The organism is Mesocryomonas lacus (genome assembly GCF_055730105.2).
In genome coordinates this window covers 801,889-828,513 of record NZ_JBUZWF020000001.1, presented here as the reverse complement: position 1 = coordinate 828,513, position 26,625 = coordinate 801,889, and the positions used below count along the sequence as shown (strand labels likewise).

The window sequence follows — 26,625 nt, the reverse complement described above, 5'->3', positions numbered from 1 at the left end:
GCCGTCTGCGTTGCAGCCTGGAATCGTTATAAGGAGCAGCCCGTGCTGACACTGACCGTGAATGGAACCGAGCATTCGCTCGACATCGACGTGAGGACATCGCTGCTCGATGCTCTGCGCGACCACCTCGCCCTCACCGGCACCAAGAAGGGCTGCGACCACGGCCAGTGCGGCGCCTGTACGATCCTGGTCAATGGACGGCGCGTCAATTCGTGCCTGACCCTTGCCGTGATGCACGACGGCGACGAGATCACCACCATCGAGGGCCTCGGCCAGCCCGGCAATCTCCACCCGATGCAGGAGAGCTTCCTGCACCATGACGGCTACCAGTGCGGCTATTGCACGCCGGGCCAGATCATGTCGGCGGTCGGCATGCTCGGCGAGGTCGAGGCGAAGTGGCCGAGCCATGTGACGGAAAACGTCGCGGGCGGTGCCGAGCTCTCCAATGCCGAAATTTCCGAGCGCATGTCGGGCAATCTCTGCCGCTGCTCGGCCTATCCGAACATCGTCGATGCCATCCGCGAGGTCGGCACCGCGGACACCCGCCGAAAGGACGCAGCATGAGGACGTTCGACTACGTCCGGGCGAGCGATGCCCGGCAGGCCGCGACCGAGGCAGCCGTCGTCGGCGCCAAGTTCATCGCCGGTGGCACCAATCTGCTCGACCTGATGAAGCTGCAGGTCGAACATCCCGACCGCCTCGTCGACATCAGCCGTCTGCCACTGAAGTACATCGAGGAGACGGATGACGGCCTGCGCATCGGCGCGCTCGTCACCAACAGCGACCTTGCCGCCAGCGACGTCATCCGCGAGCGCTATCCCTTGCTCAGCCGCGCGCTTCTGGCCGGCGCCAGCGGACAGTTGCGCAACAAGGCGAGCACCGGCGGCAACTTCCTGCAGCGCACGCGTTGCGGCTATTTCTACGAGACCTCCGCCAACTGCAACAAGCGCGAGCCGGGCTCGGGCTGTGACGCGATCGGTGGCTTCAACCGGATCCACGCGATCCTCGGCGCCAGCGAGCACTGCATCGCCACCCACCCGTCCGACATGGCAGTGGCCATGCGGGCGCTGGACGCCATGATCGAGACGCTGAAGGCCGATGGATCGTCCCGCGTCCTCGCGCTGTCCGACTTCTACCGCCTGCCAGGCGACACGCCGGACCTCGACACCAATCTCGAGGCGGGCGAACTCATCGCCGCGGTGCATCTGCCGAAGGCGCCAGGCGGCAAGCATGTCTACCGCAAGGTCCGCGACCGCGCTTCCTACGCCTTCGCGCTGATCTCCGTCGCCGCGGTGGTGACGGTCGAGGACGGCAAAATGCAAAATGTCAGCCTCGCTTTCGGTGGCGTCGCCCACATGCCGTGGCGGGATGCCGCAGTGGAGGCGGCGCTGAATGGCCAGGTGCCTTCGCAGGCGCTGTTCGAAAAGGCGGCAGACCTCCTGCTGGCCGAGGCGAAGGGCCAAGGCGAAAACGATTTCAAGATCGAGCTGATGCGGCGGACTTTGCCCGCGGTTCTCAGCGAGGCGACGGGAGTGACGGCATGAGCAAGTCCTACGACTACCAGATGGACAAGCCGATCGGCGAGACGCGTCTCGACCGCGGCGTACAAGGCGTCATCGGCAAGGGCATCGACCGGTTCGAAGGTCCGTTGAAGGTATCGGGCAAGGCGACCTACGCCTACGAGAACCTGCATGGGCGGGAGGTCGCTTTCGGCTATCTCGTCACCTCGACCATCGGCTCCGGCAAAATCGTCGAGATCGACACGATGCAGGCGCTGTCGACGGCCGGTGTCCTCACCGTCATCACCGACGAGAACGGCCCTCGCGCCGCGGCCGACCCGGGCGATCCCGCACCGACACCGATCGGCGGCGAGGTCACCCATTACGGCCAGCCGATCTGCCTTGTCATCGCGGAAAGCTTCGAGGTCGCGCGTGCGGCTGCCAAGCTGGTCGACGTTCGCTATGAGGCCTCCGAGGGCCACTACGACCTCCAGGAAGGCAAGGCGGACGCCTATGATCCGGGCGATGGCGTGATGCCGTCGACCGTCGTGAAGGGCGACTTCGACAAGGCCTTCGCCAAGGCCGAGGTGACGTTCGAGGCGACGTACACGACACCGAGCCAGAGTCATTCCGCCATGGAGCCGCACGCGGCCGTGGCCGTCTGGGATGGCGACGACCTGACGATGTACGGCTGCTACCAGCTTGTCCAGACGAATGTCGGGCAGCTTGCCAAGGCGCTCGGCATCAACAAGAAGCATGTCCGCCTGCTGAACCCGTTCATCGGCGGCGGCTTTGGCGGCAAGCTCGGCATTGGCCCGGAATCAGTGTTCGCCGCGATGGGGGCCAGGGAAACCGGGCGTCCGGTGAAGATTGCGCTCACCCGCCAGCAGGTGATGCAGACGACCTCGCGTCGCTCCGACACCATCCAGCGGGTGCGCATCGGCACGACGAAGGACGGCATCATCACCGCCATCGCGCACGACACGATTACCGGCAACACGCCTGGCGATGATTTCTTCGAGCCAGCGGGCATCTCGACCGTGTTCCTCTATGCCGGCGACCACCGGCAGGTGACCCATCGCAAGGTCGACGTGAACATCCTCCTGTCGTCCTCGATGCGGGCGCCGGGCGAGGCGGTCGGCATGCTGGCGCTCGAGAATGCCATGGACGAGATGGCCGAAAAGCTGGGCCTCGATCCCATCGAGTTCCGCAAGCGCAACGAGCCGGAGACCGATCCGCAGGAGGGCCTGCCGTTCTCCTCGCGCATGATGGTCGAGTGCATGGACGAGGGCGCCCGGCATTTCGGCTGGAACAACCGCGCCAAGGTTCCGGGTACCCGGCGCGAAGGCGAATGGTTCATCGGCACGGGCATGTCGACCGCGTCGCGCAAGAACATCCTGCAGAAGGCATCGGCGCGCGTGTCGCTGCTCGCCGACGGTTCGGCGACGGTCGAGACGGATATGACCGACATCGGCACCGGCACCTACACCATCCTGCAGCAGATCGCGGCCGAGATGCTGGGCCTGCCGGTCGAGAAGGTATCGGTGAAGCTCGGCGACTCGTCGCTGCCGCCGGCACCCGGCTCGGGCGGTTCCTGGGGCGCCAGCTCCTCGGGCTCGTCGGTCTACACGGCCTGCGAGGGGATCATCGAGCAGCTCGCCGAGAAGCTCGGCGTCGCCGCCGATGATCTGACGCTCAAGGACGGCACCGCGATCGCCGGCAACAAGCAGACGCCGCTGACCGTCGTCCTTTCGGGCGAGCCGATCGTGATGCTCGGCAATTTCGCGCCGGGCAAGACGTTCAAGGAGACGCACCAGGCGAGCTATGGCGCGCACTTCTGCGAAGTGGCGGTCAACGCGGTGACGGGCGAAACCCGCATCCGCCGCCTGCTGACGGTGGCGGCGGCCGGCCGTATCCTCAACGAGAAGACAGCGACGTCGCAGTGCTATGGCGGTCAGATCTTCGGTATCGGCACGGCGCTGACCGAAGAGCTGGTGGTCGACCCGCGCACCGGCCTGATGGTCAACCACGATCTCGCGGAATACCACGTGCCGGTGAATGCCGACGTGCCGCAGCTCGAAGTCGTCATGCTGCCGGAGCGGGATCATGCGGCGAGCCCGCTGGCCTCCAAGGGTATCGGCGAACTCGCGATCTCCGGTGTCGGGGCCGCGATCACCAATGCCATCTACAACGCCACCGGCGTTCGGGTGCGGGACTATCCGATGACGCTGGACAAGGTTCTGGCGGGCTGGACGAAGCCGAAGGCCGCCTGAGGCAACCGGTAGCAGTACCAGCATTATCCAAAAGGCGGCGGAGCGAAGGCTTCGCCGCCTTTTCCGCGTCCGACCTTAGCCGTGTAGCTTCAGGGCAGGGCCCTTCGTCGGGGAAATGACGTCGGCGAGGATCGCCACGGAGCCGCGTAAGGTGCCGAGCACCGACCATTGATGCTGGCGCTGCAGCGCGTGGTAGGCCGCCTTGGCGAATTGTCCGTCGATGAAGAAGTCGTCGCGCCGGGCAAAGCCCATCAGGCCGACGGTCCCGGCATCGCCGAGCGAGATCAGCTTGCCCTTGTCCTTGAAGGCGAATGGCTCGACGGGCTTTCCGGCGATGGCGGCCGGCAGCGCGCCGCAGAGGTAGCGCCCTTGCTGGCTGGCGATCTGCGCCGTCGGCGGCAGCGCCATGTCTGCACCCTCGGGGGTGAGGCTGGCCGCATCGCCCATGGCATAGATGGCGGGATCGGCGGTCCTCAGATAGGCGTCGACGACGATCCGGCCCTTGCGGTCGGTCTCGAAGTCGCCGAGCTGCTTCAGCACCGGCAAGCCGACGAGGCCCGCAGCCCAGACGGTGATATCGGCCGGCCAGCTGTCGCCGGTCGCCGAACCCACGGCATCGGCATGGACGGCGTTGATGTTGGCGTTCGTCACGACGGAGACGTCGAGGGCGGCCAGCCGCTTGAGGACGCCGGCGCGCAGGTCCGCGTCTGCGCCGGGCATCAGCACCGGCGCGCCCTCGAGGATGGTGAGGTCGAGGAGTTTGGCCTGCGGCCGTTTGGCCGGGCGCTCGAAGAAAGCCTGTTCGGAAACGCGCAGGTGCGCGGCGAGCTCGGTGCCGGTGGCGCCCGAGCCGACGATGACGACATGCGCCGGCCTGCCGCTTTCGCGCGCATTGATCATCAGGCCGATGAAGCGTTCGCGGAAGGCGTCTGCATCGGCCTTCGCGTCGAGCCGGACGGCATGCTCGAGCACGCCGGGTATGCCGAAATCCGCGGTGATGCCGCCGAGCGCGATGACGCAGGTGTCGTAGCCGACGCTCCGGCCCGGCGCCATCGTCTGCCCGCTCGCGGAGATGACGGGGGCGAGCCGGACGCATTTGGCCGCCCTGTCGATCGACACGACGCTGCCTTGTTCGAAGCGGAAGCCGCGCATGCGGGCCAGCATGTAGAAGCTGATTTCGGTCAGCGTCGAGTTCACCGTGCCGGCGGCGAACTCGTGCAGGCGGGGCTTCCAGATATGCGAGCTGACGCGGTCGACGAGAGCGATGTCGAGCGACCGATCCCGCGACAGGGCCGCGGCGAGCTCGAGCCCACCCGCCCCGCCACCGAGCACGAGGATGCGGTGTCTGGATTGTGCCATGCGATTAGCCTTGCCGGACGCTGCCGCCTTGCTTGCGGCGCACGTCCCTTTCCATCGCGCGATTCTGACGGGAGGGGCAGCGCCTCCTTCCCGTGTCGTCGCGCGGTTCGATCAGCCGTAGGTGCCCACCAGGCCTGTTATGCCGATGAAGATAAGGTAGAGCGCAACGATGTAGTTGAGCAAGCGCGGCATCAGGAGGATGAGCACGCCGGCGATCAGCGCGACGATCGGCTGGATCTGGAGAATCTGCATAAGGGCTTTTCCGATGTATTTGTCCGGGGAATCAGGACATGTGCCAGCCATGACTGACGGTGATCGACTGGCCGGTCAACGCATTCGAGCGAAAGCCTGCCAGGAATACGGCGACGTCGGCGACGTCCTCGATGGTCGTGAACTCCTGGTCGACGGTATTGCCGAGCATCACGCGGTTGACGACCTCTTCCACCGAAATGCCGAGCCGTTCCGCCTGTTCGGGGATCTGACGGGCGACCAGCGGGGTCTTGACGAAACCGGGGCAGATCACGTTGGACCGCACGCCGTGCGGCGCGCCTTCCTTGGCCATCACCCGGCCGAGCCCCAGCAACCCATGCTTGGCGGCGACATAGGCGCTCTTCAGGGGCGATGCCTCGTGGCTGTGCGCCGAGCCCATGTAGATCAGAGCGCCCGACTTCTGCGGGTACATCACCTTGATGCAGGCCTTGGTCAGGAGGAAGCCGCCGCCGAGGTGGACGTTCACCACCTTCTGGAAGTCGGCATAGGGAAAATCCTCGACCGGGTGGACGATCTGGATGCCGGCATTGGCGATCATGGTGTCGATCCGCCCGAAGCGCGCGGCGGCCGTTGCGACGCCGGCCTCGACCGCGGCCTCGTCCGAGACGTCCATCTCGATCGCCAGCGCTTCGCCGCCCGCGGCCTCGATCTCAGCGACGCTCGCCTCGGCGGCGGGTAAGTCGATGTCGCAGACGGCGATCCTCGCGCCCTCGCGCACGAAGGCCAGCGCGATCTCGCGGCCGATGCCGGAGCCCGCGCCGGTGATGACGGCGACGTTGTTCTGAAGTTTCACGGGCGGTGCTCCCATTGGCCGACGCGGCGGCAATCGGTGCCGACTATTCCGCAGCGGGGCGCTGAAACGCAACAGGCCGGCATTTGAGCCGGCCTGTTGCAGTGTGCTGATGGTTCAAGGAGCGGCGCTCAGAACTCCGACCAGCCGTCGGTCTCCGGCTTCATCGCCGCGCCGCCGCGCCCGGTGCTGCGCATCTGCACCACCGCGCGGCCCGCGGCAGGGCGGCTGGCGGCGTGCGGCGCCGGCTCGTCCGCGGTGCGGAAGCGGCCGACGAGCCCGGCCAGTTCCGCGGTCTCGGTCGACAGGGTCTGCGCTGCCGCCGTGGTCTCCTCCACCATCGCGGCGTTCTGTTGGGTGACCTTGTCCATCTGATCGGCGGCGGCCGATACGCCCTTGAGGCTCGTCGCCTGTTCGCGGGCGCTGCTGGCGATCTTGCCGACGATGGCGCTCATGTCGGCGACCTGCGTGACGATCTCCTCCAGCGACTTGCCGGACGCCGTGACGAGCTCAACGCCCTCGCCGACCTGTGCCGACGAGGTCGAGATCAGCGCCTTGATCTCCTTGGCGGCCTCGGCCGAGCGCTGGGCGAGCCCACGCACTTCCTGGGCGACGACGGCAAAACCGCGACCAGCCTCGCCCGCCCGCGCCGCCTCGACGCCGGCGTTCAACGCCAAGAGGTTGGTCTGGAAGGCGATCTCGTCGATGACGCCGATGATCTTGCCGATCTTGTCCGAGGACTGCTCGATCGCCGCCATGGCGGTCACCGCCCGGCCGACGATCTCGCCGCCGCGCTCGGCATTGGTCTGGGCCGCGACCGCCGCGCGCTGGGCGTTAGCGGCGCCGTCGGCGGTCCTCGCCACAGCGGAGGTCACCTCGCCGAGCGCCGCGACGGTTTCCTCGAGGCTCGCGGCCTGCTGTTCGGTGCGCTGGGCAAGGTCCCCGGACGCGACCGCGATTTCGCTGAGGCCGGTCCGAAGCGCGCTGGTCGAGCGAACGACCTGCGCCATGGCCTCCTCGAGCCGCGCGACGCTCTGATTGAACAGCCCGCGCACGCCCTCGTACTCGCTTGCGAACGGCTGCTCGAGCCGCACCGTCAGATCGCCATTGGCGAACCGCTCGAAGCCCGCTTCCACCTCGGTGGCGAAGAAAGCCTGCGCCTTGGCGGTGTTCGCGCTGGCCTCGGCCTGCCGGCGGCGGCCAGCCTCCCTCTCCGCTGCCGCCTCGGCGGACTCGGATTTCAGGCGCTTCTGCTCGATCATCGCATGGCGCAGATGCTCGACCGAGCCGGCCATCCGGCCGATCTCGTCCTGCCGGTCGGTGCCGACCACCGTCCTGTCGGTCTTGCCGTCGGCGACTTCGGCGATGGTTTGCGTGAGATCGCGGAGCGGGGCGAACATCCGCTTGGAGATCCAGAGGACGATGAGCCCGAAGACCGCAGCCGCCACGATCGAAAGGATACCGAGGCGGACCTGCAGGCTGTTGATCGAGGCGAAGAAGTCGGTCTTGGGCACGCCGACATAGAGGACGCCGATCGTCTTGCCGGCGGCGTCCTTGATCGGGTCGTAGGCGGTGAAGAAGGGGGTGCCGAGAATATCGGCCTCGCCGCGGTAGGGCTTGCCGGCAAAGACCTCGGTATAGGCCGGGCCGGCGGCGAGTTTCGTCCCGACCGCACGGCTGCCGTCCGGTTTCTTGACGTTGGTGGCAATGCGCATGTCACCCATGAAGATCGTCGCCGTGCCGCCGACGAGGTCCTTAATGCGGTCGACCGGTTCGAAGAAGCCGTTCAGCTGCTGGCTGCCGGCGTAGAGGGCATCGCCATCGCGCCGCATCGGGCCGAGCCTGTCCAGCACTTCCCAGGCAACGCGCATGTTGCTCTCCTGCCTTTCGGCCGCGCGGAGGATTCCGTCCTCGCGCAGGACGATCTCGTTGGCGATACCGAACGACACCGTCAGCACGGCGAGGCTCGCCATCACCATCATCCAGACCTTGGCGTGCAGGGAAAACGTGCGAAACATGGGGGCACCTGTCTTTGTGCGATCGGTCCGGGGTCCGGCCGAGCGAGGGGAGATCTCCGAGAGAAAGGCTGGGCGGCAAACGACCGTCTCAGAAGCTTAGCAACCTATCGTATGCCGTCCGAAGCTTAAGAAGCCCGTACCTTGGAGGGAAATTTTGCTGACTATGCAACCAAATGGGCTTTGGGTCTCCGCGGCGCGTCGGTGACGTTCGACGTGCTGCGAGGCGCGGTCGATTTTCTCGTGCGAGGGAAGGTCGGCGAGGCCGTGCAACTGCCGCGACAGGTTTTCGACAGCCAGCGGGCAGTAGCTTCCCCTTTCGTTTGCCGTCGGGAGAATGGCAGGCGTCATCATGTTCGGGAGGAACACACCATGACCATCAACCGGCGCGACTTTTCCATGGCGCTCGCCGCCCTCGCGGGCGGCGCTGCGCTGCCGCTGCTGCGTCCGTCCGCCGCTCGGGCCACCGTGCTCGAAGAGCTGACGATCATCGCGGCAGCCAGCACCGGCGGCGGCTACGACACCCTGGCGCGCACGGCCCAGATGCTGCTGCAGAACGAGAAACTGGTCGGCAATGTCGAGGTGATGAACGTTCCCGGCGCCGGCGGCACGATCGGCCTCGCCCAGCTGATCGGCGGCGGCAAGCGCTCGACGCTCCTCACCGCGGGCCTCGGCATGGTCGGCGCTGTGATCATCAACAAGTCGCCGGTCTCGCTGGCGCAGGCAAAGCCCGTCGCCCGCCTGCAAGGCGAATACCAGCCGCTGGTGGTCGCCGCTGAATCGCCGATCAAGTCGCTCGACGATCTGGTGAAGGCCTACAAGGCGGAGCCGGGCGCCGTCTCCTGGGCCGGCTTCGGCCTCGGCAGCCCCGACCATCTTCTCGCCGGGCAAGTGGTCAAGGCGACCGGCGGCGACGTCAAGGAGATGAATTACATCGTCGTCGGCGCCGGCTCGGAAATGCTGCCAATGGTGCTGTCGAACCAGGTGACGGTCGCGACCGGCGGCTACAACGAGTTCGCCGACATGATCACCACCGGCAAGCTCAGGGCGCTCGGCATCTCCTCGCCGGAGCGGCTGAAGGGCATCGACGTGCCGACCTTCCGCGAGCAAGGCGTCGACACCGAGCTGGTCAACTGGCGCGGCCTTGTCGGCACCGCGAAGCTGACCGACGAAGACCTCGCGGCAATGGACGAGGCCCTCGGCGCGATGGCCAAGAGCGACGAGTGGAACAAGATCTGCGAGAACCGCGGCTGGCAGAACCTTTATATGCCGTCAGCCGAGTTCGCGACCTTCCTCGCCGCGGAACAGACGCGCGTCTCTTCGCTCCTCAAGGAACTCGGCCTCGCTGCCTGACGGCTTTCGCCTCTCGCCATCCCCGCCGACAATTTCGTATAAGCGTCGCGCGGCTCGGGCAGATGCCTGACCACCCCTCCGTCCGGTCAATGCGACGGAGGGGCAAGAGGCCAGCTCGGATGTGCGGGAGATGAGATGAGCGACGCGATCAAGATCGACGGCAAGGCGGCGGCGGCCGACATCATCGGCGCGGTGAAGGCGGCGAGCGCGGCCTTGCGGGAGCAAGCGGGCATTGTGCCGGGGCTCGCGGTCGTGATCGTCGGCGAGGACCCGGCGAGCCAGGTCTACGTCGCCTCCAAGGCGCGGATGGCCGAAGAGTGCGGCTTCAAGTCGGTCAAACACGTGCTCGGCGCCGACGCGTCGCAGGCCGCGCTGCTCGACCTCATCCACGACCTCAATGCCGACATCTCGGTCCACGGCATCCTGGTGCAGCTGCCACTGCCCCAGCAGATCGACGCCAACCGGGTGATCCACGCGATCTCCGCCGACAAAGACGTCGACGGCTTCAACCTCCTCAATGTCGGCCGGCTCGGCACCGGCGCGGTGGACGAGGCCTTCGTGCCGTGCACCCCGGCCGGCTCGATGCTGCTGATCCGGAAGATTCTCGGCGACGACCTGTCGGGCAAGACCGCGGTGGTCGTCGGCCGCTCCAACATCGTCGGCAAGCCGATGGCGCAGCTGCTGCTCTCCGCCAACGCGACGGTGACGATAGCGCATTCGCGCACGGCGGACCTGCCGGCGGTGTGCCGCACCGCCGACATCCTGGTGGCGGCGGTCGGCCGGGCGGAAATGATCCGCGGCGACTGGGTGAAGCCGGGTGCCGTGGTCATCGACGTCGGCATCAACCGCATCGACGCGCCGGAGAAGGGCGAGGGCAAGACGCGGCTCGTCGGCGACGTGGCCTATGAAGAGGTCGCAGCCGTTGCCGCCGCGGTCACGCCGGTGCCCGGCGGCGTCGGCCCGATGACGATCGCGCTGCTGATGGCGAACACGGCGGTCTCGGCCTATCGGCACGCGGGGCTGAAACCGCCGCGGTTCTAATCGGGCCGGTCAAGCCAGCCTGAGCCCGAAACGCTCGGCGATCGGCGTGAAGTCCCGGTCGCTTTGCAGGAGATGATGGTCGCCCATCAGGCAGAAGGTGGCGATGATGAGGTCGACGGTCTTGCCAATGGTGATGCCGTCGGCGCGGAGGGTGCGGTAGATCCGGGCGCCTTCCTGCGCGATGGCTTCGCTCATCATCGGGACGATGGCGAACTGGCGCAGCGTCCGCTCCAGCCGCTGTGCGTCCCTGTCATGCCGGGCGCCCCTCAGCACCTCCAGCAATACGAGATCGCCGACTAGGACCTCGTCCGCCCTAAAAGCTCTTTGCAGTTGGGTTACCTGAGGTGTTGAGGCACCACGGAGGCTGTCAATCCAGACGGAGCTGTCGACGACGATCTCGTCCGGTCGGAGACGTGATCCAGACGCATGGCGTCCAAGTCGCCTTCCCAGCCCATCCCGCTGATTTCGCCAAGAGCCGCGCGCAGCTTCCGATTCTCGATGACGTATCGAAGCGCTTCCGCCACGGTGGCGGGACCGGATGTCAGGCCGGTGGCTGCCATCGCTTCCCGGAGCAGGGCTTCGTCAATCTCGACATGCGTGCCCATGGCATCTCTCCCGCCGGGTAACCCGGCGACGAGGATGCCACAGGCGCAGACGCAAATCGAGTTTTCCCGATCAGCCCTCGCCGCCGGATTCCTCAGCCGGCTTCGGCTCGGCCGCCAGCTTCGGGCCGCCCTTGGAGACGCCGACCATGGCCGGGCGCAGGACGCGGTCGCCGATGGCGTAGCCGTCCTGGACGACCTGGACGACGGTGTTGTTATTGACCTCGGTGTTTGGGACATCGAACATCGCTTGGTGGAAGTTCGGGTCGAAGCGCTGGCCCTCGGGCTCCAGCTTCTTGACGCCGAACTTCTCGAGCGTTGCCAGCATGCCGCGCTCGGTCAGCTCGACGCCGTCGATCAGGGCGGCAAGGCCGGCATCGCCGTTTTCGCGGGCATCGGCGGGCACGGCCGCGACGGTGCGGCGCAGATTGTCCATCACCGACAGCATTTCGCGGGCGAAGTTGGTCACGGCATAGGTGCGCGCGTCCTTCACCTCGCGCTCGGTCCGCCGGCGCAGGTTCTCCATGTCGGCGGCCAGCCGCATCATGCGGTCCTTGACCTCGGCGGACTCGGCCTCGAGTTCGGCGATCCGCTCCGCCGCCGCGCTGGCGATGAAGGCCTCGGCGTCGTCGTCGGAATAGTCCCCGCGGGCGAACGGAGAGGCCTCGGCCTCGTTCTCCATGGTTTCGTCGATTTCGGCGTCGCGCTTGTCGGTGTCGCTCATCATTCCTCTTTCAATCCGCCGGCGCGCCGGTCGAGCCGGGCCGAAGCCCGCCGGTCACCGGTGCGTGAATGTCGATGTCGCCCGCATATCGAATGCCGGGCCGTGAAAATCAAGATCGCCGGCCGACGGTGCCTTGCGTCAACAGGCGCGAAACGAGCCGCGCGGTGTAGTCGACCATCGGCACGATCCGCCGGTAGTTGAGCCGCGTCGGGCCGATGACGCCGACCGCGCCGATCACCTTCTGGTCGCCGTCGCTATAGGGCGCGACGACCAGCGAGGATCCGGACAGCGAGAACAGCTTGTTCTCCGAGCCGATGAAGATCCGCACGCCATTGCCGGTCTCGGCGAGATCCAGGAGCTCGATGATGCCGCTCTTGCTCTCGAGATCATCGAACAGCATGCGCAGCCGCTCGAGATCCTCGGACGCCGTGACGTTTTCGAGAAGGTTGGCGCGGCCACGCACGATCAGCCGCGCCGGCTGGCCGATCGCCGCCCCCGACCAGACCGCGAGGCCCTCCTCGACGAGGCCCTGGCTCAAGAGGTCCAGCGCCGTCGAGGTCTCGTCCTTCAGCGCCTGCACGCGCTCGCGCGCCTCGCTGAGCGTGCGGCCGACGATGTGGGCGTTGAGGAAGTTGGAGGCCTCGACGATCTGCGCGGCGGTGACGCCGGACGGCAGGTCGACGACGCGGTTCTCGACGTCGCCGTTCTCGCCGACCAGCACCGCCAGCGCCTTCGTCGCCTCCAGGCGAATGAACTCGATGTGCTTCAGCCGGAGGTCGGACTTCGCCGTCAGCACCAGCCCGGCGCCGCGCGACAGGCCGGAGAGCAGCTGGCTCGCCTCCGTCAGCAAGGTTCCCATCGGCCGGAGGTCGCCGGTCGCCTGCACCTTCGCCTCGATCGCCTCGCGCTCGCGCTGCGGCAGGTCGCCGACCTCGAGGAAGGCGTCGACGAAGAAGCGCAGGCCGAGCTCGGTCGGCATCCGGCCGGCCGAGATGTGCGGCGAATAGATCAGCCCGAGCGCTTCCAGGTCGCTCATCACGTTGCGCACCGAGGCTGGCGACAGCGAGGTGGTCAGAAGCTTTGAAAGGACGCGCGAGCCGACCGGCTCGCCGATGTCGAGATAGGATTCGACCAGCAGCTTGAAGATGTCGCGCGAGCGCTCGTCGAGCATGCCGGGAAATTCCGGCGCCGGCTGTCTGAAGTCGTTCATCACGCGTTCTCTCTGCATAGGTGGCAGACTATAAGGCCATGACGCATAAGGGCCAAGCGCCCCGTGCGCCCGAGCTTCGCCGAAAGCCGGCGCTGCCCTGTCGAGGTCGCACGCTGGGGCAAGGGCCATCGTCGGAGCGGCGATGGTCGGGGATCGCGGGGCCGTTCGCCGGAATTATTTTGCGCCCCGACCCCTCGCCGGTTAAAAGCCGGTTAACGCCAGTCGCGCTGCGGCGCTCTGCGACACATTCCATGACAGGATATCACCATGCGGCCTTCCAAACGCGCCAATGACCAGTTGCGCGCCGTCTCGCTCGAACGCGGCGTTTCCCTTCATGCGGAGGGCTCCTGCCTCGTCAAGTTCGGCAACACCCACGTGCTCTGCACCGCCAGCCTCGAGGAGCGGGTGCCACCCTTCCTGAAGAATTCCGGCAAGGGCTGGGTCACCGCCGAATACGGCATGCTGCCGCGTGCCACCGGTGATCGGATGCGGCGCGAGGCGGCCTCCGGCAAGCAGTCGGGCCGCACCCAGGAGATCCAGCGCCTGATCGGCCGCTCGATGCGCGCCATCGTCGACCTCGGCGCGCTCGGCGAGCGGCAGATCACCATCGACTGCGACGTCATCCAGGCCGATGGCGGCACCCGCACCGCCGGCATCACCGGGGCCTTCGTCGCGCTGAACGACTGCCTCGCCTGGATGGAGGGCCGCGGCATGGTCGAGCGCTCCAAGGTCCTGAAGGACCACATCGCGGCGATCTCCTGCGGCATCTACAAGGGCGAGCCGGTGCTCGACCTCGACTATCTCGAGGACTCGGCCGCTGACACCGACGCCAACTTCGTCATGACCGGCCGTGGCGGCATCGTCGAGATCCAGGGCACCGCCGAGAAGGAGCCGTTCAGCGAGGCTGAGCTGGCGAGCCTCCTCGGCTTGGCGAAATCTGGCATCGCGACGCTCGTCGAGCTGCAGCGCCAGGCGATCGCGTAAGGGAGGCGGCGATGAGCACGGGGATGCGCAGGATCGACGGCAGGCGCCTGCTCGTCGCCAGCCACAACAAGGGCAAGATCCGCGAGCTCGACTTCCTGCTCGGGGGCCTTTCGATCGAACTGGTGACGGCCGGCGAACTCGGCCTGCCCGAGCCGGACGAGACCGGCACGACCTTCGTCGAGAACGCCCGGATCAAGGCCCTGGCGTCTGCGACAGCCGCCGGCGAGGTGGCGCTGGCCGATGATTCCGGCCTCTGCGTCGAAGCGCTGGATGGCGCGCCGGGCGTCTACACCGCCGACTGGTCCGGCCCCGACCGCGACTGGGACATGGCGATGCGCCTCGTCGAGGAGAAGCTGCAGCAGAATGGCGCGCTGGAGCCGGCGCAACGGCGGGCGAAGTTCGTCTCGCTGCTCTGCCTTGCCTGGCCGGACGGTCACACCCAGGAATATCTCGGCGAGTGCGAGGGGACCCTCGTCTGGCCCGGCCGCCGCGGCGAGATCGCCTATGGCTATGACCCCGTCTTCATGCCCGACGGCAGCACGAAGACCTTCGGCGAGATGAGTGCCGAGGAGAAGCACGGCTCGATCTGGACCGCGCCCGGCCCGCTTTCGCACCGCGCGCGCTCGGTCCAGAAGCTCGTCGCCGAGGCGTTTCCGGAAGGCACGAAGCCTGGCCGTGCCGCGGGAAGCGAGCCCGCATGACCGAATGGCTGGCGACGGGGAACGTCCGGACGTTTCCGCCGGTGGCGCGGGAGCCGGGCTTCGGCGTCTACGTGCACTGGCCGTTCTGTGCCGCCAAATGCCCCTATTGCGACTTCAACAGCCATGTCCGCCATCAGGCGATCGACCAGGAACGCTATACCGCCGCCTTCGTCCGGGAGATCGCCGAGATGGCGAAGCGCTCGTCCGGTGAGCGTGTCACCTCGATCTTCCTCGGCGGCGGCACCCCCTCGCTGATGCGCCCGCAGACCGTCGGCGCGATCCTCGAGGCCATCGCGAAAGCCTGGCCGGTCGATGCGAACGCCGAGATTACCATCGAGGCCAACCCGTCCAGCGTCGAGGCCGAGCGTTTCCGCGGCTACCGCGCGGCCGGCGTCAACCGCGTCTCGCTCGGCGTCCAGGCGCTGAACGACCGCGACCTGAAGTTCCTCGGCCGGCTGCACAATGTCGATCAGGCCAAGGGGGCGATCGGCCTCGCCCGCGAGATTTTTCCGCGGCTGTCCTTCGACCTGATCTATGCCCGGCCCGGCCAGACCGTCGAGGGCTGGGAGGCGGAGCTGACCGAGGCGATCGATCTCGCCGCCGACCATCTGTCGCTCTACCAGCTGACCATCGAGGAAGGCACGCCCTTCCACGCCCTGCGCAAGGCCGGCAAGCTGCCGGTGCCGGACGGCGAGCTGTCGGCGGCGCTCTACGAGGCGACGCAGGTGCTCACCGCCGCGCGCGGCCTGCCAGCCTACGAGATTTCCAACCACGCGGTGCCCGGCGCCGAATCGCGGCACAACCTCACCTATTGGCGCTACGGCCTCTATGCCGGCGTCGGGCCGGGTGCGCATGGACGGCTGATGGGCGAGGGCGGGCGCCACGCGGTGGCGACCGAGCGGCACCCCGAGACCTGGCTGAAGATGGTCGAGGACTGGGATTCGGGCGTCGTCACCGATGACCTCCTGACGCCCAGCGAGGAGGCGGACGAGCTCCTGCTGATGGGCCTGCGCCTTACCGAGGGCATCGACCTGAAACGCTGGCGTCGGCTCACCGGCCGCGACATCGACCCGGTCAGCGAGGCGGACCTGCGCGCCCACGGCATGGTCGAGCGGCTGGGCCCCGACCGGCTGCGCGCGACGCCGGCCGGCATGCTCGTGCTCGACGCCGTCGTCGCCGATCTCTGCTAGGCTGCAGCGATGAGCATTGACCCCGAAGAGACGGCGGAGGCCGGTTTCCGCATCCGCGACCAGGCTTTCGCCGGCCGAAAGCCCGAGCCCGGCCTCTATCTCGTGGCGACGCCGATCGGCAATCTCGGCGATATCACGCTGCGGGCGCTCGATATCATCGCCGGCGCCGACCGGCTGGCCTGCGAGGACACGCGCGTCACGGCGACGCTCTTGTCCCGCTACGGCATCAAGCGGCGGATGTTCGCCTACCACGAGCACAATGCCGAGGAGTCCGGCGCGGCCTTGCTCGCCGACCTCCAGGCCGGGCTGAGTGTGGCTCTGGTCTCCGATGCCGGCACGCCGCTGGTCTCCGATCCCGGCTTCCGGCTGGTCGGCCAGGCGATCGAGGCCGGCATTCCGGTGATCCCGATCCCCGGCGCCTCGGCCGTGCTGTCGGCGCTGCTCGCCTCGGGCTTGCCGTCCGACGCCTTCTTCTTCGCCGGCTTCCCGCCGCAGAAGCAAGGCGCGCGCCGGGCGCGGCTGGAGGAGCTGACGCGCATTCCCGGCACGATCGTGCTCTTCGAGGCGCCGCACCGCATCGCCGACAGCCTCGCCGACATGGCCATGGTCTTCGGCGCGGAGCGCCAGGCGGCGGTCTGCCGCGAGCTGACGAAGACCTTCGAGACGATCTACCGCGGGCCGCTGTCGCAGCTCGCCGCCGATTTCGCTGATATGGAGCGGGTGCGCGGCGAGATCGTCGTCTGCATCGCCCCGCCGGCCGCGGAGGCGGCCGCGAGCGAGGCCGACGCCGACACCATCCTCACCGGGCTGATGGCGGAGATGAAGCCGGCCAAGGCCGCGCAGGAGGCGGCCCGTCTCACCGGCTTCTCCCGCCGCGACCTCTACGCCCGCGCCTTGCAGCTGAAGACGCCGGGATGAAGCCCGCCCCGCCCGCCGGATCGCGGCCCGCCCGCCCGTCGCCGGCGCCTGCGTCGTCCGGCGAGGGCGAGCGGCGGCAGCGGTTCCGCAAGGGCCATCGCGGCGAATGGCTGGCGGCCTGGGCGCTTCGCCTGAAAGGCTATCGCATCCTCGCCGTCCGCCACCGCACGCCGCTCGGCGAGATCGACCTCATCGCCCGCCGCGGCGACCTCGTCGCCATCGTCGAAGTGAAGGCGCGCGCGACGCTGAACGCCGCGATGGACTCGGTCGGCCCGGCCGCCCAGCGCCGCATCGAGGCCGCCGCTGACCTCTGGCTCGCCCGCCAGCGCGACCACGCCCGCCTCAGCCTCCGCTTCGACATCGTCGCCGTCCTGCCGCGGCGCTGGCCGGTGCACGTGAAGGACGCCTGGCGGGGGCGGTGAGGGTCAGCCCGACACTGCCGGAAGCCGCTCGCAACAGGACTCGATGCGCACCCTTCACCGTCGTCCCGATTGCCAGCGGGCCACATCCCCGCTACCTCCCCTGCGAACCATGCCCGAAGGAGTGCCCCATGGCCCTTACCGTCGCGGTCCAGATGGACCATGTCTCGTCGATCTCGATCAAGGGCGACAGCACTTTCGCGCTGTCCTTGGAAGCGCAGCGGCGCGGCCATAGCCTCTACCATTACACGCCCGAGCGCCTGTCGATGCGCGACGGCCGGGCGACGGCGCGGGCCGAGCGGATGGAACTGCGCGAGGAGGAGGGCAACCACTTCACCCTCGGGCCGATCGAGCGCATCGACTTGGCCGACACCGACGTGGTGCTGCTGCGCCAGGACCCGCCCTTCGACATGTCCTACATCACCTCGACGCATATCCTCGAGCGGGTGCACCCGAAGACGCTGGTGGTCAACGACCCCGCCTCGGTGCGCAATGCGCCGGAGAAGATCTTCGTCACCGAGTTCCCGGACCTGATGCCGGACACGCTGATCACCAAGGATCCGCTGGAGGTCGCCGCCTTCCGCGCCGAGTTCGGCGAGATCATCATGAAGCCGCTCTACGGCAATGGCGGCGCCGGCGTCTTCCACATCACCAAGGAAGACCGCAACCTCACCTCCTTCCTCGAAACCTTTGGCCTCCTCTTCCGCGAGCCGTTCATCGTCCAGCGCTACCTCCAGGACGTGCGCAAGGGCGACAAGCGCATCATCCTCGTCGACGGCGAGTTCGCTGGCGCGATCAACCGCGTGCCGTCCGAGAGCGATGCCCGTTCCAACATGCATGTCGGCGGCCGGGCCGAGGCGACGGAGTTGACGGAGCGCGAGCGCGAGATTTGCGCCCGGATCGGGCCAGCGCTGAAAGAGCGGGGCCTCCTTTTCGTCGGCATCGACGTGATCGGCGACTACCTCACCGAGATCAACGTCACCTCGCCGACCGGCATCCGGGAGGTGAAGGCTTTTGGCGGCGCGGATATCGCCAGCCTCCTCTGGGACGCGATCGAGACCAAGGTTTCCGCCACCCGGAGCTGAGTGCAGGATCAGGGAGGGCGACTGGCGTACCCCTGAGGAGCCGCGGGATCTCGGTGGCTGCCCACCGTCTTTGTTCCCTGCCTGTTCTTGTCGCAATATGGGATCTCGGCTAGCGTCCGGTTGTGGTGATCGCAGCGGGGTGCAACCCCGCTGCGCGCCTTTCGGGTGGGGCGCGGCATGGTCTCTCGGGTCAGGACGGTGGCATTCCAGGGCGTCGACGCCATCCCGATCGACGTGCAGGTGATGATCGCGCCCGGCAAGGTCGGCATCCAGATCGTCGGGCTCGCGGACAAGGCGGTGGCCGAGAGCCGCGAGCGGGTGCAGGCGGCGCTGCACGCTTCGGGCCTCTCGATGCCGCCGAAAAAGGTCACCGTCAATCTTGCGCCGGCGGACCTTCCCAAGGAGGGCTCGCACTACGATCTGCCGATCGCGCTCGGGCTGATGGCGGCGCTCGGCGCGATCCCCTCCGATGCGCTGGCGGAGTTCATGGTGCTGGGCGAGCTCTCGCTCGACGGCATGATCGCCTCGGTCGCCGGCGTGCTGCCGGCGGCGATGGGCGCGAACGCCCTCGGCCTCGGGCTGATCTGCCCGGCGGCCTGCGGCTCGGAGGCGGCCTGGGCCAGCGCCGACATGCCGATCATCGCCCCGCGCAGCCTGATCCAGCTCGCCAATCATTTCCGGGGCACCCAGGTTCTGTCGCGGCCGATGCCGGCAATCCGCGCCGCGCCCGAAAATCTCGCCGACCTCTCTGAGATCAAGGGCCAGATCGTCGCCAAGCGGGCGCTGGAGATCGCCGCCGCTGGCGGCCACAACCTCCTGATGATCGGGCCGCCGGGCTCTGGCAAGTCGATGCTGGCGCAGCGCCTGCCGTCGATCCTGCCGGCGCTGACGCCGCGGGAACTCTTGGAAGTCTCGATGATCGCCTCGATCGCCGGCGAGCTTGCCGGCGGCAAGCTGTCGGACCGTCGGCCGTTCCGCGCGCCGCATCATTCCGCCTCGATGGCCGCGATGGTCGGCGGCGGGCTGCGGGCGCGGCCGGGCGAGGTGTCGCTGGCGCACCGTGGCGTGCTCTTCCTCGACGAGTTGCCGGAGTTCTCGCCGGTGGTGCTGGATTCGCTGCGCCAGCCGCTCGAGGGTGGCGAGAGCGTCATCGCCCGGGCCAATCATCGCGTCACCTATCCCGCCCATTTCCAGCTGGTCGCGGCGATGAACCCGTGCCGCTGCGGCATGGCGGGGGAGCCAGGGCATTCCTGCGCCCGCGGCCCGCGCTGCGCGGCGGATTACCAAGCGCGCCTCTCCGGACCGCTGCTCGACCGGATCGACCTGCGCGTCGACGTGCCGGCGGTCACCGCCTTCGATCTGATCCGCCCGGTGCCGGCGGAAACGTCGGCGACCGTGAAGGCGCGCGTCGAAGCGGCCCGCCTGATCCAGAGGGAGCGGTACGAGGGGCTGGGAATGGCCGCCGCCACGGTGAACGCCACCTGTTCGGCCGCGCTCATCGAAACCGTCGCCGCGCCGGACGAGCCGGGTGCCCGCCTGTTGCTTGATGCGGCCGAGCAGATGAAGTTCTCGGCCCGCGCCTATCACCGCATTCTGAAAGTCGCCCGGACGCTCGCCGATCTCGATGGCGACGACACCGTGCGCCGCGTGCATCTGGCCGAGGCGATCTCCTACCGCGTCGCCGGCGAACGGCTGAGGGCGGCAGCGTGAGGGGCGGTGCATCCCGCCTATGCGCCCGGAGCGACGTCGCATGTATCAAGAACGGCCGCGCGGCAGCCCTTACCGCATGGATCGCCAGAAGTGCTTCCACGAGCGCGGCAGCGATTGCCCGCAGTTCAGGCGGCGCGGGCCAGATCGTTCTCGATGCCGGCGAGAGCGCGTTCGAGCGAAGCAAAGCAGGCCGGATCGAAGGCGATGCCGACGTCGCGCCGCATCAGCGAGAGCGCGGCGTCGATTGTCATCGCCGCGCGGTAGGGGCGATGGGCCGTCAGGGCATCGAAGACGTCGGCGACGCTGACGATCCGGGTCTCGAAATCGATCTCGGCGCCGGCGAGGCCGCGGGGATAACCCTTGCCGTCGAGTCGCTCGTGATGAGCGCCGCCGATCCGCGCCATGGCGGCGAAGGCGGGAACCCGCTGCAGGATGTTCTCGGACATGGCGGCATGGTCGCGCATCGACCGCCACTCGGCTTCGTCGAGCGGGCCCTTCTTGTCGAGGATCGCGTTGGAGACGCCGAGCTTGCCGATATCGTGCAGAAGCGCCGCACGCTTCAGCCAGCGCCGCTCGCCGGCAGGCTTCCCGATCTCGGTGGCAATCATGTCGGCATAGACGGCGACGCGCTCGGAATGCCCCGACGTGAAGGGGCTTTTGGCGTCGATCACCTGCGCGAAAGCGCGGGCGATGTCGTCGAGATAATCCTCGTCGACGACGATCACCGCCCGGCGCGGTTCCAGCCGGCGAACCGCTGCATCGACGTCGGGCGCGTCCAGCATGGCCCAGAAGTCCTCCGAAAGGGAGACCCGGGCAAAGGCGGCGGCCACCGCGGGATCGAACCAGGTCCCGGTGCGGGCCGTGACCTCGGCGATCGCCGCCGCGCGGCTGTCGGAACGGTGGAAGACGTCGACGACCTGGGCGAGGAGGGCGATACGCGCATAGACCGGGATTGCATCGCCGGCCAGATGATCGGGACGGCCCGCGCCGTTCCAGTGTTCGTCGAGCGAGTGGATCGCCCGGCACACGGCGTCGGGAAAGCGCAGCTGCGCCGCGATCTCGGCACCGCGCTGGCAGCGGGTCTCGATCAGGCGGTTGGCGATCTCGCCGCCCCCCTTCATGATCCTCAGGATGGTCCGGAGCCTTTCTGTCAGACCGGCATTCGGGCCCGTATGCGAAAAGACGAAGCCAAGGACCTTTGGCAGGCTGTCGCTGACCGTCTTGAAGTCGCGTTTGAAGCCTATATCGTCGGCGAGATAGAGTTCGCAGATGCGCGCCGCGTTCGACGAGCAGCCGAGGTCCTTCAGCATGACGGCGTAGTAGAGCTCCCAGAGCTCGGCCTCCGACAACCCCATCTCGCGGCCGACATTCATGCCGATCCACGTCGCGCGAACGCAGTGGCCGACCGGCTGACCCTCCGTCAGGTCGAGCGCGTGGCTGAGGGCACAGAGGAGGTCGGACGGGCTGAGATCCGCGACGGCGGCATCGATCGGGGAGGGCATGAGTCCGGAGTCCTTAAGGGCGATCCTGCCCTTTCTGCCCTCCGAGGATTAAGGCAGCGTATCGCGCTGCCGCCGTCTTGCCATAATGGTGAAAGCCTTACGAATACTAAGCTTTTTATCGATCGGCCGGCGAGAACATCGGCGTCGCCTATGGCTTGGCGCCGACGCGGAGATGGTGGGTCACCCTCCCGCCGACATCCCAGGCCATGGTCCGCCGCCCGGCTAGCCAGCGGTCTCCGGCGCAATGCGCAGGATTTCGCCGCTGTCCTCGGCCAATACGTAGAGCGCGCCGTCCGGACCTTGCTTCACATCGCGAATGCGAAGGCCGAGTTCCTTCAAAAGGCGCTCTTCGCCCGTCACCCTCGTGCCGTCGAGACCGAGGCGGACGAGATCGGTGCTCGCGAGGCCGCCGAAGAAGGCGCTGCCTTTCCACGTAGGGATCGTGTCGGCGGTGTAGAACTCCATGCCGGACGCGCCGATCACCGGCGTCCACTGGTGGATGGGCGGGGTGAGGCCTTCGCCGGTCGCCTGGCCGGAGCCGACGGGCGTGCCGTTATAGTTGACGCCGTAGGAGACGACCGGCCAGCCGTAGTTCCGGCCCGGCTCCACGACGTTCACCTCGTCGCCGCCCTTGGGGCCGTGCTCGGAAAACCAGATGGCCCCGGTCTCGGGGTGGCGGGCGCCGCCCTGGATGTTGCGTTGCCCGTAGGACCAGATTTCGGGCAAGGCGCCCTTGGTGCCGACGAACGGGTTGTCTTTCGGCACCGTGCCGTCGCGGTTGATCCGCACGACCTTGCCGAGATGGTTGTCGAGCCTCTGTGCCCCCTCGCGGATCGGCGTGTCGGAACGTTCGCCGAGGCCGAGAAAGAGATGGCCCTCGGGACCGAAGACGATGCGCGAGCCAAAATGCTTGCTGCCCTCATATTTCGGCAGCTGGGTGAAGATCTTCTGGAAGTTCTCGATCTTGCTGCCGTCTGCAGACAGCGCGCCACGGCCGGCCGCCGTCGAGTTGCCGCCATCGCCCGCTTCGGAATAGCTGAGATAGACCAGGCGGTTCTCGGAAAAATCCGGGTCGAGCGCGACATCGAGAAGCCCGCCTTGGCCGCCCGCATCGATCTCCGGCAAGCCGTCGATCGGCTCGCTGACGGTTCCCTCTGTGGAGACAAGACGCAGCGTGCCGCCCTTCTCGGTCACGAGAAGCGTGCCACCGGGCAGAAACTCCATGCCCCAGGGCGACTTCAGGCCCTCAGCCAGCGTGGTCACCCGCAGGGCCCCTGCCTCGCTGTCGACGGAACGGTCGACGGCAACGGCCGGTACAGCGGACAGCGCGGTGGCACCGAAAGCGAGGAGAAGGAACCGGGTCATCGAGGTCTCCTGAAAGGGGCTGGTCCTTCCTACCTCTGTCCGGCCTCGACCGATGCCAAGCGTTCTGGCGCTATCGTGATCCCGGCTTTATGCCGCGGCGATGGTGTCGAGGATCGCGCGGGCCGCCGGCAGGCGCTGCAACTGCTGCTGCGGGCGGGGGCCGATCTGCTCGATGATGTGGCTGGCGGCGATCGTCCCGAGGATCGCGCTCTGCTGGTGCTGCAGTCCGGCGGTGTAGCCGCGCAGGAAGCCAGCGGCGAAGAGGTCGCCGGCACCGGTGGTGTCGAGCAGCCGCGCCAGCGGCGCTGCCGCGACCTCCGTCGTCTTGCCGCCCTCGACGATCACGCAGCCCTTCTCGCTGCGGGTAACCGCGGCCAAGCGCTTGGAATCTTCGCCGATCCGCTGCAAGGCCAGGGCGAAGTCGTCGGTTTCGTAAAGCGCCAGCGCCTCGCTTTCATTGGCAAAGACGATATCGACCGTGCCCGAGCGCATCAGATCGAGAAACTCGGCGCGGTAGCGGTGGACGCAGAAGGCATCCGACAGCGTCATCGCCACCTCGCGGCCATTGGCGTGGGCGATCGCGGCCGCCTTGCGGATCGCTTCCTTGGCCAGCGGCGGATCCCAGAGATAGCCCTCGAAATACGTCACCTTGGCCGCGGCGACGAGTGCCTCGTCGATGTCGTCGGGGCCGAGCTCGACGCAGGCGCCGAGGAAGGTCGACATCGAACGCTCGCCATCCGGCGTGACGAGGATCATCGAGCGCGCGGTCGGGGGCTCGCCGGAGAGCGGCGCGGTGTCGTAGCGCACCTTCTGGGCGCGGATGTCGTGGGTGAAGATGGTGCCGAGCGCGTCGCGCGAGACCTTGCCGATGTAGGCGCCGGTGCCGCCGAGGCTGACGACACCAGCCACCGTGTTTGCCGCCGAGCCGCCGGAGGTTTCCACCGCCGGGCCCATCGCGCCGTAGAGCGCCTCCGCCCGCGCGGCGTCGATCAGCGTCATGCCGCCTTTCTGCACGGCGTGCGAGACGAGAAACGCGTCGTCACTCTGGGCGATGATGTCGACGATGGCATTGCCGATCGTCAGCACGTCGTATTCGGTCATGGTACGATCCTCATCTCGTTGCCGCATGCCTTAGCGGGAATGGGACGGCAAGGCGAGACGTCGGCACATGGCGGTGCCGGCTTGGTTGCCAAGCCGTTGCGAGGCCGGCTGCCCGATCGTCGCGCAGGTAGGGCCGGTCGCCAGGTGCTGCGGCCGGGGCCGGGCGAGGGACGCGGCATTGCCGCCACAGTCGGCTCCGCCTATCTCAAGGCGGACCGGTTCCCGCCGGACCTTCCTGGAGTGTCAGATGATCTTCGCTTCGGCCATGGCAGCGCTCGGCGCCCTGTTCTCCGCGCCGTTCCGCGCCGCGCTCTGGAAGTCGCTCGGCCTGTCCGTCGTGGTGCTGATCGCTCTCTGGTTCGGCATCGAGGCGCTGTTCCAGTCGGCGATCCTGCCGATGCTGGCGCGGGTGATGCCGGACATGCCGGCCTGGATCGACGAGATGTCGACGGCGGCGGGCTGGGTTGCCGGGCTGATGCTTGCCGTGCTCCTCGCCTTCCTGATCGGGCCGATCTCCGCGCTAATCGCCTCGCTCTTCCTCGACGACGTCGCCGAAGTGGTGGAGCGCGACGACTATCCCGCGGTCGCCCCCGGCACGGCCATGGCCTTCCTGCCCGGCCTCGTGATGTCGACGAAGTTCTTCGGCGTGGTAATCCTTGGCAATCTCCTCGCCCTGTTCCTGCTGCTTATTCCGGGCGTGAACCTTGCGGCCTTCTTCGTGGTGAACGGCTATCTTCTCGGGCGGGAATACTTCGAATTCGCGGCCTTGCGCTACCGCGGCGAAGGCGAGGCGAAAGCGTTGCGGGGTCGCTATGCCGGCACGGTGTTCGCGGCGGGCCTGCTGATCGCCGGCTTCATGGCGGTGCCTTTCCTCAATCTCCTGACGCCGCTCTTTGCCGCCGCGATGATGGTCCATCTCCACCAGCGGGTCTCCGCGCGGGAGGGCGGGGTTCCCGCGCGCGTCACCTCGGGCGTCGCCGATGCTGCTCGGCTTGGCCATTGAAGCATCCGGCAGCGGGGAACCCGGCCCGTTCAGAAAGCGCGCTCCAGATTCTGGAAGCGCACGCGCCGTCAGCGCGTAATGTTGGACGCAAGATGTTCCGGCGGCGCGGGAAGGAGTGGCGGGATCGGCACCAGCAGCGCCGGCACCTCCGAGGTCTTCTCCGCCGCCTTGCAGAGATCGGCGATGACGCAGATTGCGCATTCGGGCTTGCGCGCCTTGCAGACGTAGCGCCCGTGCAGGATCAGCCAGTGGTGCGCATGGCGAAGGTACTGCGGCGGGATGATCCGCAGAAAATTCTGCTCGACCTCTTCCACCGTCTTGCCCGGCGCGAGGCGCAGCCGGTTGCCCAGCCGGAAGATGTGCGTGTCGACCGCCAGCGTGTGCTCGCCGAAGGCGGTGTTGAGGACGACGTTTGCGGTCTTCCGGCCGACGCCCGGGAGCGCCTCCAGCGCCGCGCGGTCGACCGGGACCTCGCCGCCATGCTCCTCGACCAGCCGGCGGCAGAGGCCGATGACGTTCTTCGCCTTGGTCTTGTAGAGGCCGATCGACTGGATGAAGGTGCGCACCCTCTCCTCGCCGAGCGCCAGCATGGCGGCAGGATTGTCGGCGGCATCGAACAAAGCGCGGGTCGCCTTGTTGACCCCGACATCGGTCGCCTGGGCCGAGAGCACGACGGCGACGAGCAAGGTGAAGGCGTTGCGGTATTCGAGTTCGGGCTTTGGCTCAGGCCGCTGGATCTCGAACCGGCGGAACATCTCGGCAATCTCCGCCTTCGCATAGGGCAGTCGGGGCGCCCGCTTCTGTGCGGTCTTCACTGCAGCGGGGCGAGACGAGATGTCGCTGGCGCGGGGCGGCCGGGGCGGTTTGGCGAGAGGCGGTTTTTCTGGCATGGTCCGGATATAGCGAGCATGACCCATGGCTGACAACGCATCCCCGGACGACGCGACCGCAAGCGAGACCAGCGCCGACGCGCCGATCTTCAGCGCATTGCTGGTCCCCTACCGCTCCCTCGGCAAGCGCGGCTTCACGATCTTGATGGCGTTTCTCGGCGTCGTCAGCATCGGCACGAGCCTTGGCTTCCTCATCGAGGGCGCCTGGCCGGTGGTCGGCTTCTTCGGCCTCGACGTCGCGCTCGTCTGGCTGGCCTTCAAGGCCAGCTACCGCTCGGCCAAGGCGCGCGAGGAAGTCCGCGTCTCGCGCACCGATCTTCTGGTGCGCAAGGTCTCGCCGCGCGGGGTGGTGCAGGAGGCCCATTTCAATCCGTTCTGGGCGCGGTTCCAGGTCGCGCGCCACGACGAGATCGGCATCACCCGCATGGCCGTCAGTGGGCAAGGCCGCTCGACGGAGATCGGAGGATTCCTCAACCCCGACGACCGCGAAAGCTTCGCCACCGCTTTCGGGCGCGCGTTGCAGAAGGCGCGCAGCGCTTGATAAGCGCCGAGCGCTTGATAGGCGCCGAGCAACTGACCAGCGCTTCCGAAAATCGGGTGGCGATCCTCGGGTGCAGATGC

General features: G+C 67.8%; 26 protein-coding genes. 14 read left to right on the top strand and 12 right to left on the bottom strand.

What is annotated here, in order from left to right; genetic code table 11:
• Positions 1-42: 42 nt before the first annotated feature.
• From ACZLZQ_RS03820 to ACZLZQ_RS03810, 3 genes are read left to right on the top strand one after another with little or no spacing between them, the layout of a single operon-like run.
• On the top strand, positions 43-564 hold the full coding sequence (locus ACZLZQ_RS03820) for a 2Fe-2S iron-sulfur cluster-binding protein (protein ID WP_472931977.1): 522 nt from the start codon (positions 43-45) through the stop codon (positions 562-564).
• The gene (locus ACZLZQ_RS03815) at positions 561-1,544 is read left to right on the top strand and encodes an FAD binding domain-containing protein (protein ID WP_472948229.1); all 984 of its coding nucleotides are present in this window, start codon (positions 561-563) and stop codon (positions 1,542-1,544) included. The genes ACZLZQ_RS03820 and ACZLZQ_RS03815 overlap by 4 nt, the downstream gene beginning before the upstream one ends.
• Complete coding sequence (locus ACZLZQ_RS03810) at positions 1,541-3,772, top strand: xanthine dehydrogenase family protein molybdopterin-binding subunit (RefSeq protein WP_472948228.1); 2,232 nt, start codon at positions 1,541-1,543, stop codon at positions 3,770-3,772. Before ACZLZQ_RS03815 ends, ACZLZQ_RS03810 begins: the two co-directional genes overlap by 4 nt.
• A 75-nt stretch (positions 3,773-3,847) precedes the next feature.
• Here the strand turns inward: ACZLZQ_RS03810 and ACZLZQ_RS03805 are convergent, their stop codons facing one another.
• The 4 genes from ACZLZQ_RS03805 to ACZLZQ_RS03790 form a co-directional block, all read right to left on the bottom strand.
• Positions 3,848-5,131: an NAD(P)/FAD-dependent oxidoreductase gene (locus ACZLZQ_RS03805; RefSeq protein WP_472948227.1), complete on the bottom strand. Its 1,284-nt coding sequence runs from the start codon at positions 5,129-5,131 to the stop codon at positions 3,848-3,850.
• Between the two features lie 111 nt (positions 5,132-5,242).
• Positions 5,243-5,383: a DUF3096 domain-containing protein gene (locus tag ACZLZQ_RS03800; protein WP_472931981.1), complete on the bottom strand. Its 141-nt coding sequence runs from the start codon at positions 5,381-5,383 to the stop codon at positions 5,243-5,245.
• A gap of 31 nt (positions 5,384-5,414) precedes the next feature.
• Complete coding sequence (locus ACZLZQ_RS03795; RefSeq protein WP_472948226.1) at positions 5,415-6,194, bottom strand: 3-hydroxybutyrate dehydrogenase; 780 nt, start codon at positions 6,192-6,194, stop codon at positions 5,415-5,417.
• A gap of 128 nt (positions 6,195-6,322) precedes the next feature.
• Positions 6,323-8,209: a methyl-accepting chemotaxis protein gene (locus tag ACZLZQ_RS03790; RefSeq protein WP_472948225.1), complete on the bottom strand. Its 1,887-nt coding sequence runs from the start codon at positions 8,207-8,209 to the stop codon at positions 6,323-6,325.
• Between the two features lie 369 nt (positions 8,210-8,578).
• On the opposite strand from ACZLZQ_RS03790, the gene ACZLZQ_RS03785 reads away from it, so the two are divergent.
• Entirely contained in the window at positions 8,579-9,559 is a 981-nt protein-coding gene (locus tag ACZLZQ_RS03785; protein ID WP_472948224.1) for a tripartite tricarboxylate transporter substrate binding protein, read from the top strand.
• 135 nt (positions 9,560-9,694) lie between these two features.
• Positions 9,695-10,600, top strand: coding sequence for a bifunctional methylenetetrahydrofolate dehydrogenase/methenyltetrahydrofolate cyclohydrolase FolD (gene folD, locus ACZLZQ_RS03780; protein WP_472948223.1), 906 nt, complete (start codon positions 9,695-9,697; stop codon positions 10,598-10,600).
• Between the two features lie 9 nt (positions 10,601-10,609).
• On the opposite strand, the gene vapC is transcribed toward folD, so the two are convergent.
• The 4 genes from vapC to hrcA all read right to left on the bottom strand — a co-directional run bounded on the left by vapC (position 10,610) and on the right by hrcA (position 13,136).
• The gene (gene vapC, locus ACZLZQ_RS03775; protein ID WP_472948441.1) at positions 10,610-10,972 is read right to left on the bottom strand and encodes a type II toxin-antitoxin system VapC family toxin; all 363 of its coding nucleotides are present in this window, start codon (positions 10,970-10,972) and stop codon (positions 10,610-10,612) included.
• A complete protein-coding gene (locus ACZLZQ_RS03770; RefSeq protein ID WP_472948222.1) occupies positions 10,936-11,205 on the bottom strand; it encodes a type II toxin-antitoxin system VapB family antitoxin in 270 nt (89 codons plus the stop codon). The genes vapC and ACZLZQ_RS03770 overlap by 37 nt, the downstream gene beginning before the upstream one ends.
• A gap of 70 nt (positions 11,206-11,275) precedes the next feature.
• Positions 11,276-11,929, bottom strand: coding sequence for a nucleotide exchange factor GrpE (grpE, locus tag ACZLZQ_RS03765; RefSeq protein ID WP_472948221.1), 654 nt, complete (start codon positions 11,927-11,929; stop codon positions 11,276-11,278).
• A 106-nt stretch (positions 11,930-12,035) separates the two neighbouring features.
• A complete protein-coding gene (gene hrcA / locus ACZLZQ_RS03760) occupies positions 12,036-13,136 on the bottom strand; it encodes a heat-inducible transcriptional repressor HrcA (protein WP_472948220.1) in 1,101 nt (366 codons plus the stop codon).
• Positions 13,137-13,403: 267 nt separating this feature from the next.
• On the opposite strand from hrcA, the gene rph reads away from it, so the two are divergent.
• The 7 genes from rph (at position 13,404) to ACZLZQ_RS03725 (ending at position 20,143) form a co-directional block, all read left to right on the top strand.
• A complete protein-coding gene (gene rph / locus ACZLZQ_RS03755) occupies positions 13,404-14,120 on the top strand; it encodes a ribonuclease PH (RefSeq protein WP_472931990.1) in 717 nt (238 codons plus the stop codon).
• A gap of 23 nt (positions 14,121-14,143) precedes the next feature.
• Positions 14,144-14,821, top strand: coding sequence for a non-canonical purine NTP pyrophosphatase (locus ACZLZQ_RS03750; RefSeq protein ID WP_472948440.1), 678 nt, complete (start codon positions 14,144-14,146; stop codon positions 14,819-14,821).
• Entirely contained in the window at positions 14,818-16,011 is a 1,194-nt protein-coding gene (hemW, locus tag ACZLZQ_RS03745; RefSeq protein ID WP_472948219.1) for a radical SAM family heme chaperone HemW, read from the top strand. The genes ACZLZQ_RS03750 and hemW overlap by 4 nt, the downstream gene beginning before the upstream one ends.
• A 9-nt stretch (positions 16,012-16,020) precedes the next feature.
• On the top strand, positions 16,021-16,929 hold the full coding sequence (gene rsmI, locus ACZLZQ_RS03740) for a 16S rRNA (cytidine(1402)-2'-O)-methyltransferase (protein WP_472948218.1): 909 nt from the start codon (positions 16,021-16,023) through the stop codon (positions 16,927-16,929).
• The gene (locus tag ACZLZQ_RS03735; RefSeq protein WP_472948217.1) at positions 16,926-17,351 is read left to right on the top strand and encodes a YraN family protein; all 426 of its coding nucleotides are present in this window, start codon (positions 16,926-16,928) and stop codon (positions 17,349-17,351) included. The genes rsmI and ACZLZQ_RS03735 overlap by 4 nt, the downstream gene beginning before the upstream one ends.
• Before the next feature lie 128 nt (positions 17,352-17,479).
• Entirely contained in the window at positions 17,480-18,433 is a 954-nt protein-coding gene (gshB, locus tag ACZLZQ_RS03730) for a glutathione synthase (RefSeq protein ID WP_472948216.1), read from the top strand.
• 177 nt (positions 18,434-18,610) lie between these two features.
• Positions 18,611-20,143 carry a YifB family Mg chelatase-like AAA ATPase gene (locus tag ACZLZQ_RS03725; RefSeq protein WP_472948215.1) on the top strand — a complete coding sequence of 511 codons (1,533 nt, stop codon included), beginning with the start codon at positions 18,611-18,613 and terminating at the stop codon, positions 20,141-20,143.
• Positions 20,144-20,268: 125 nt separating this feature from the next.
• On the opposite strand, the gene ACZLZQ_RS03720 is transcribed toward ACZLZQ_RS03725, so the two are convergent.
• The 3 genes from ACZLZQ_RS03720 to ACZLZQ_RS03710 all read right to left on the bottom strand — a co-directional run bounded on the left by ACZLZQ_RS03720 (position 20,269) and on the right by ACZLZQ_RS03710 (position 24,111).
• On the bottom strand, positions 20,269-21,645 hold the full coding sequence (locus ACZLZQ_RS03720) for an HD-GYP domain-containing protein (protein WP_472948214.1): 1,377 nt from the start codon (positions 21,643-21,645) through the stop codon (positions 20,269-20,271).
• Between the two features lie 222 nt (positions 21,646-21,867).
• On the bottom strand, positions 21,868-23,010 hold the full coding sequence (locus ACZLZQ_RS03715; protein ID WP_472948213.1) for a PQQ-dependent sugar dehydrogenase: 1,143 nt from the start codon (positions 23,008-23,010) through the stop codon (positions 21,868-21,870).
• An 87-nt stretch (positions 23,011-23,097) separates the two neighbouring features.
• On the bottom strand, positions 23,098-24,111 hold the full coding sequence (locus ACZLZQ_RS03710) for an adenosine kinase (RefSeq protein WP_472948212.1): 1,014 nt from the start codon (positions 24,109-24,111) through the stop codon (positions 23,098-23,100).
• 247 nt (positions 24,112-24,358) lie between these two features.
• On the opposite strand from ACZLZQ_RS03710, the gene ACZLZQ_RS03705 reads away from it, so the two are divergent.
• The gene (locus ACZLZQ_RS03705) at positions 24,359-25,114 is read left to right on the top strand and encodes a sulfate transporter family protein (protein ID WP_472948211.1); all 756 of its coding nucleotides are present in this window, start codon (positions 24,359-24,361) and stop codon (positions 25,112-25,114) included.
• A 68-nt stretch (positions 25,115-25,182) separates the two neighbouring features.
• Here ACZLZQ_RS03705 and nth read toward each other — a convergent pair whose 3' ends face one another.
• The gene (nth, locus tag ACZLZQ_RS03700) at positions 25,183-26,004 is read right to left on the bottom strand and encodes an endonuclease III (RefSeq protein ID WP_472948439.1); all 822 of its coding nucleotides are present in this window, start codon (positions 26,002-26,004) and stop codon (positions 25,183-25,185) included.
• A 25-nt stretch (positions 26,005-26,029) separates the two neighbouring features.
• Between nth and ACZLZQ_RS03695 the strand changes: the two genes are divergently transcribed.
• Positions 26,030-26,545: a DUF2244 domain-containing protein gene (locus ACZLZQ_RS03695; RefSeq protein ID WP_472932000.1), complete on the top strand. Its 516-nt coding sequence runs from the start codon at positions 26,030-26,032 to the stop codon at positions 26,543-26,545.
• Positions 26,546-26,625: the final 80 nt, after the last annotated feature.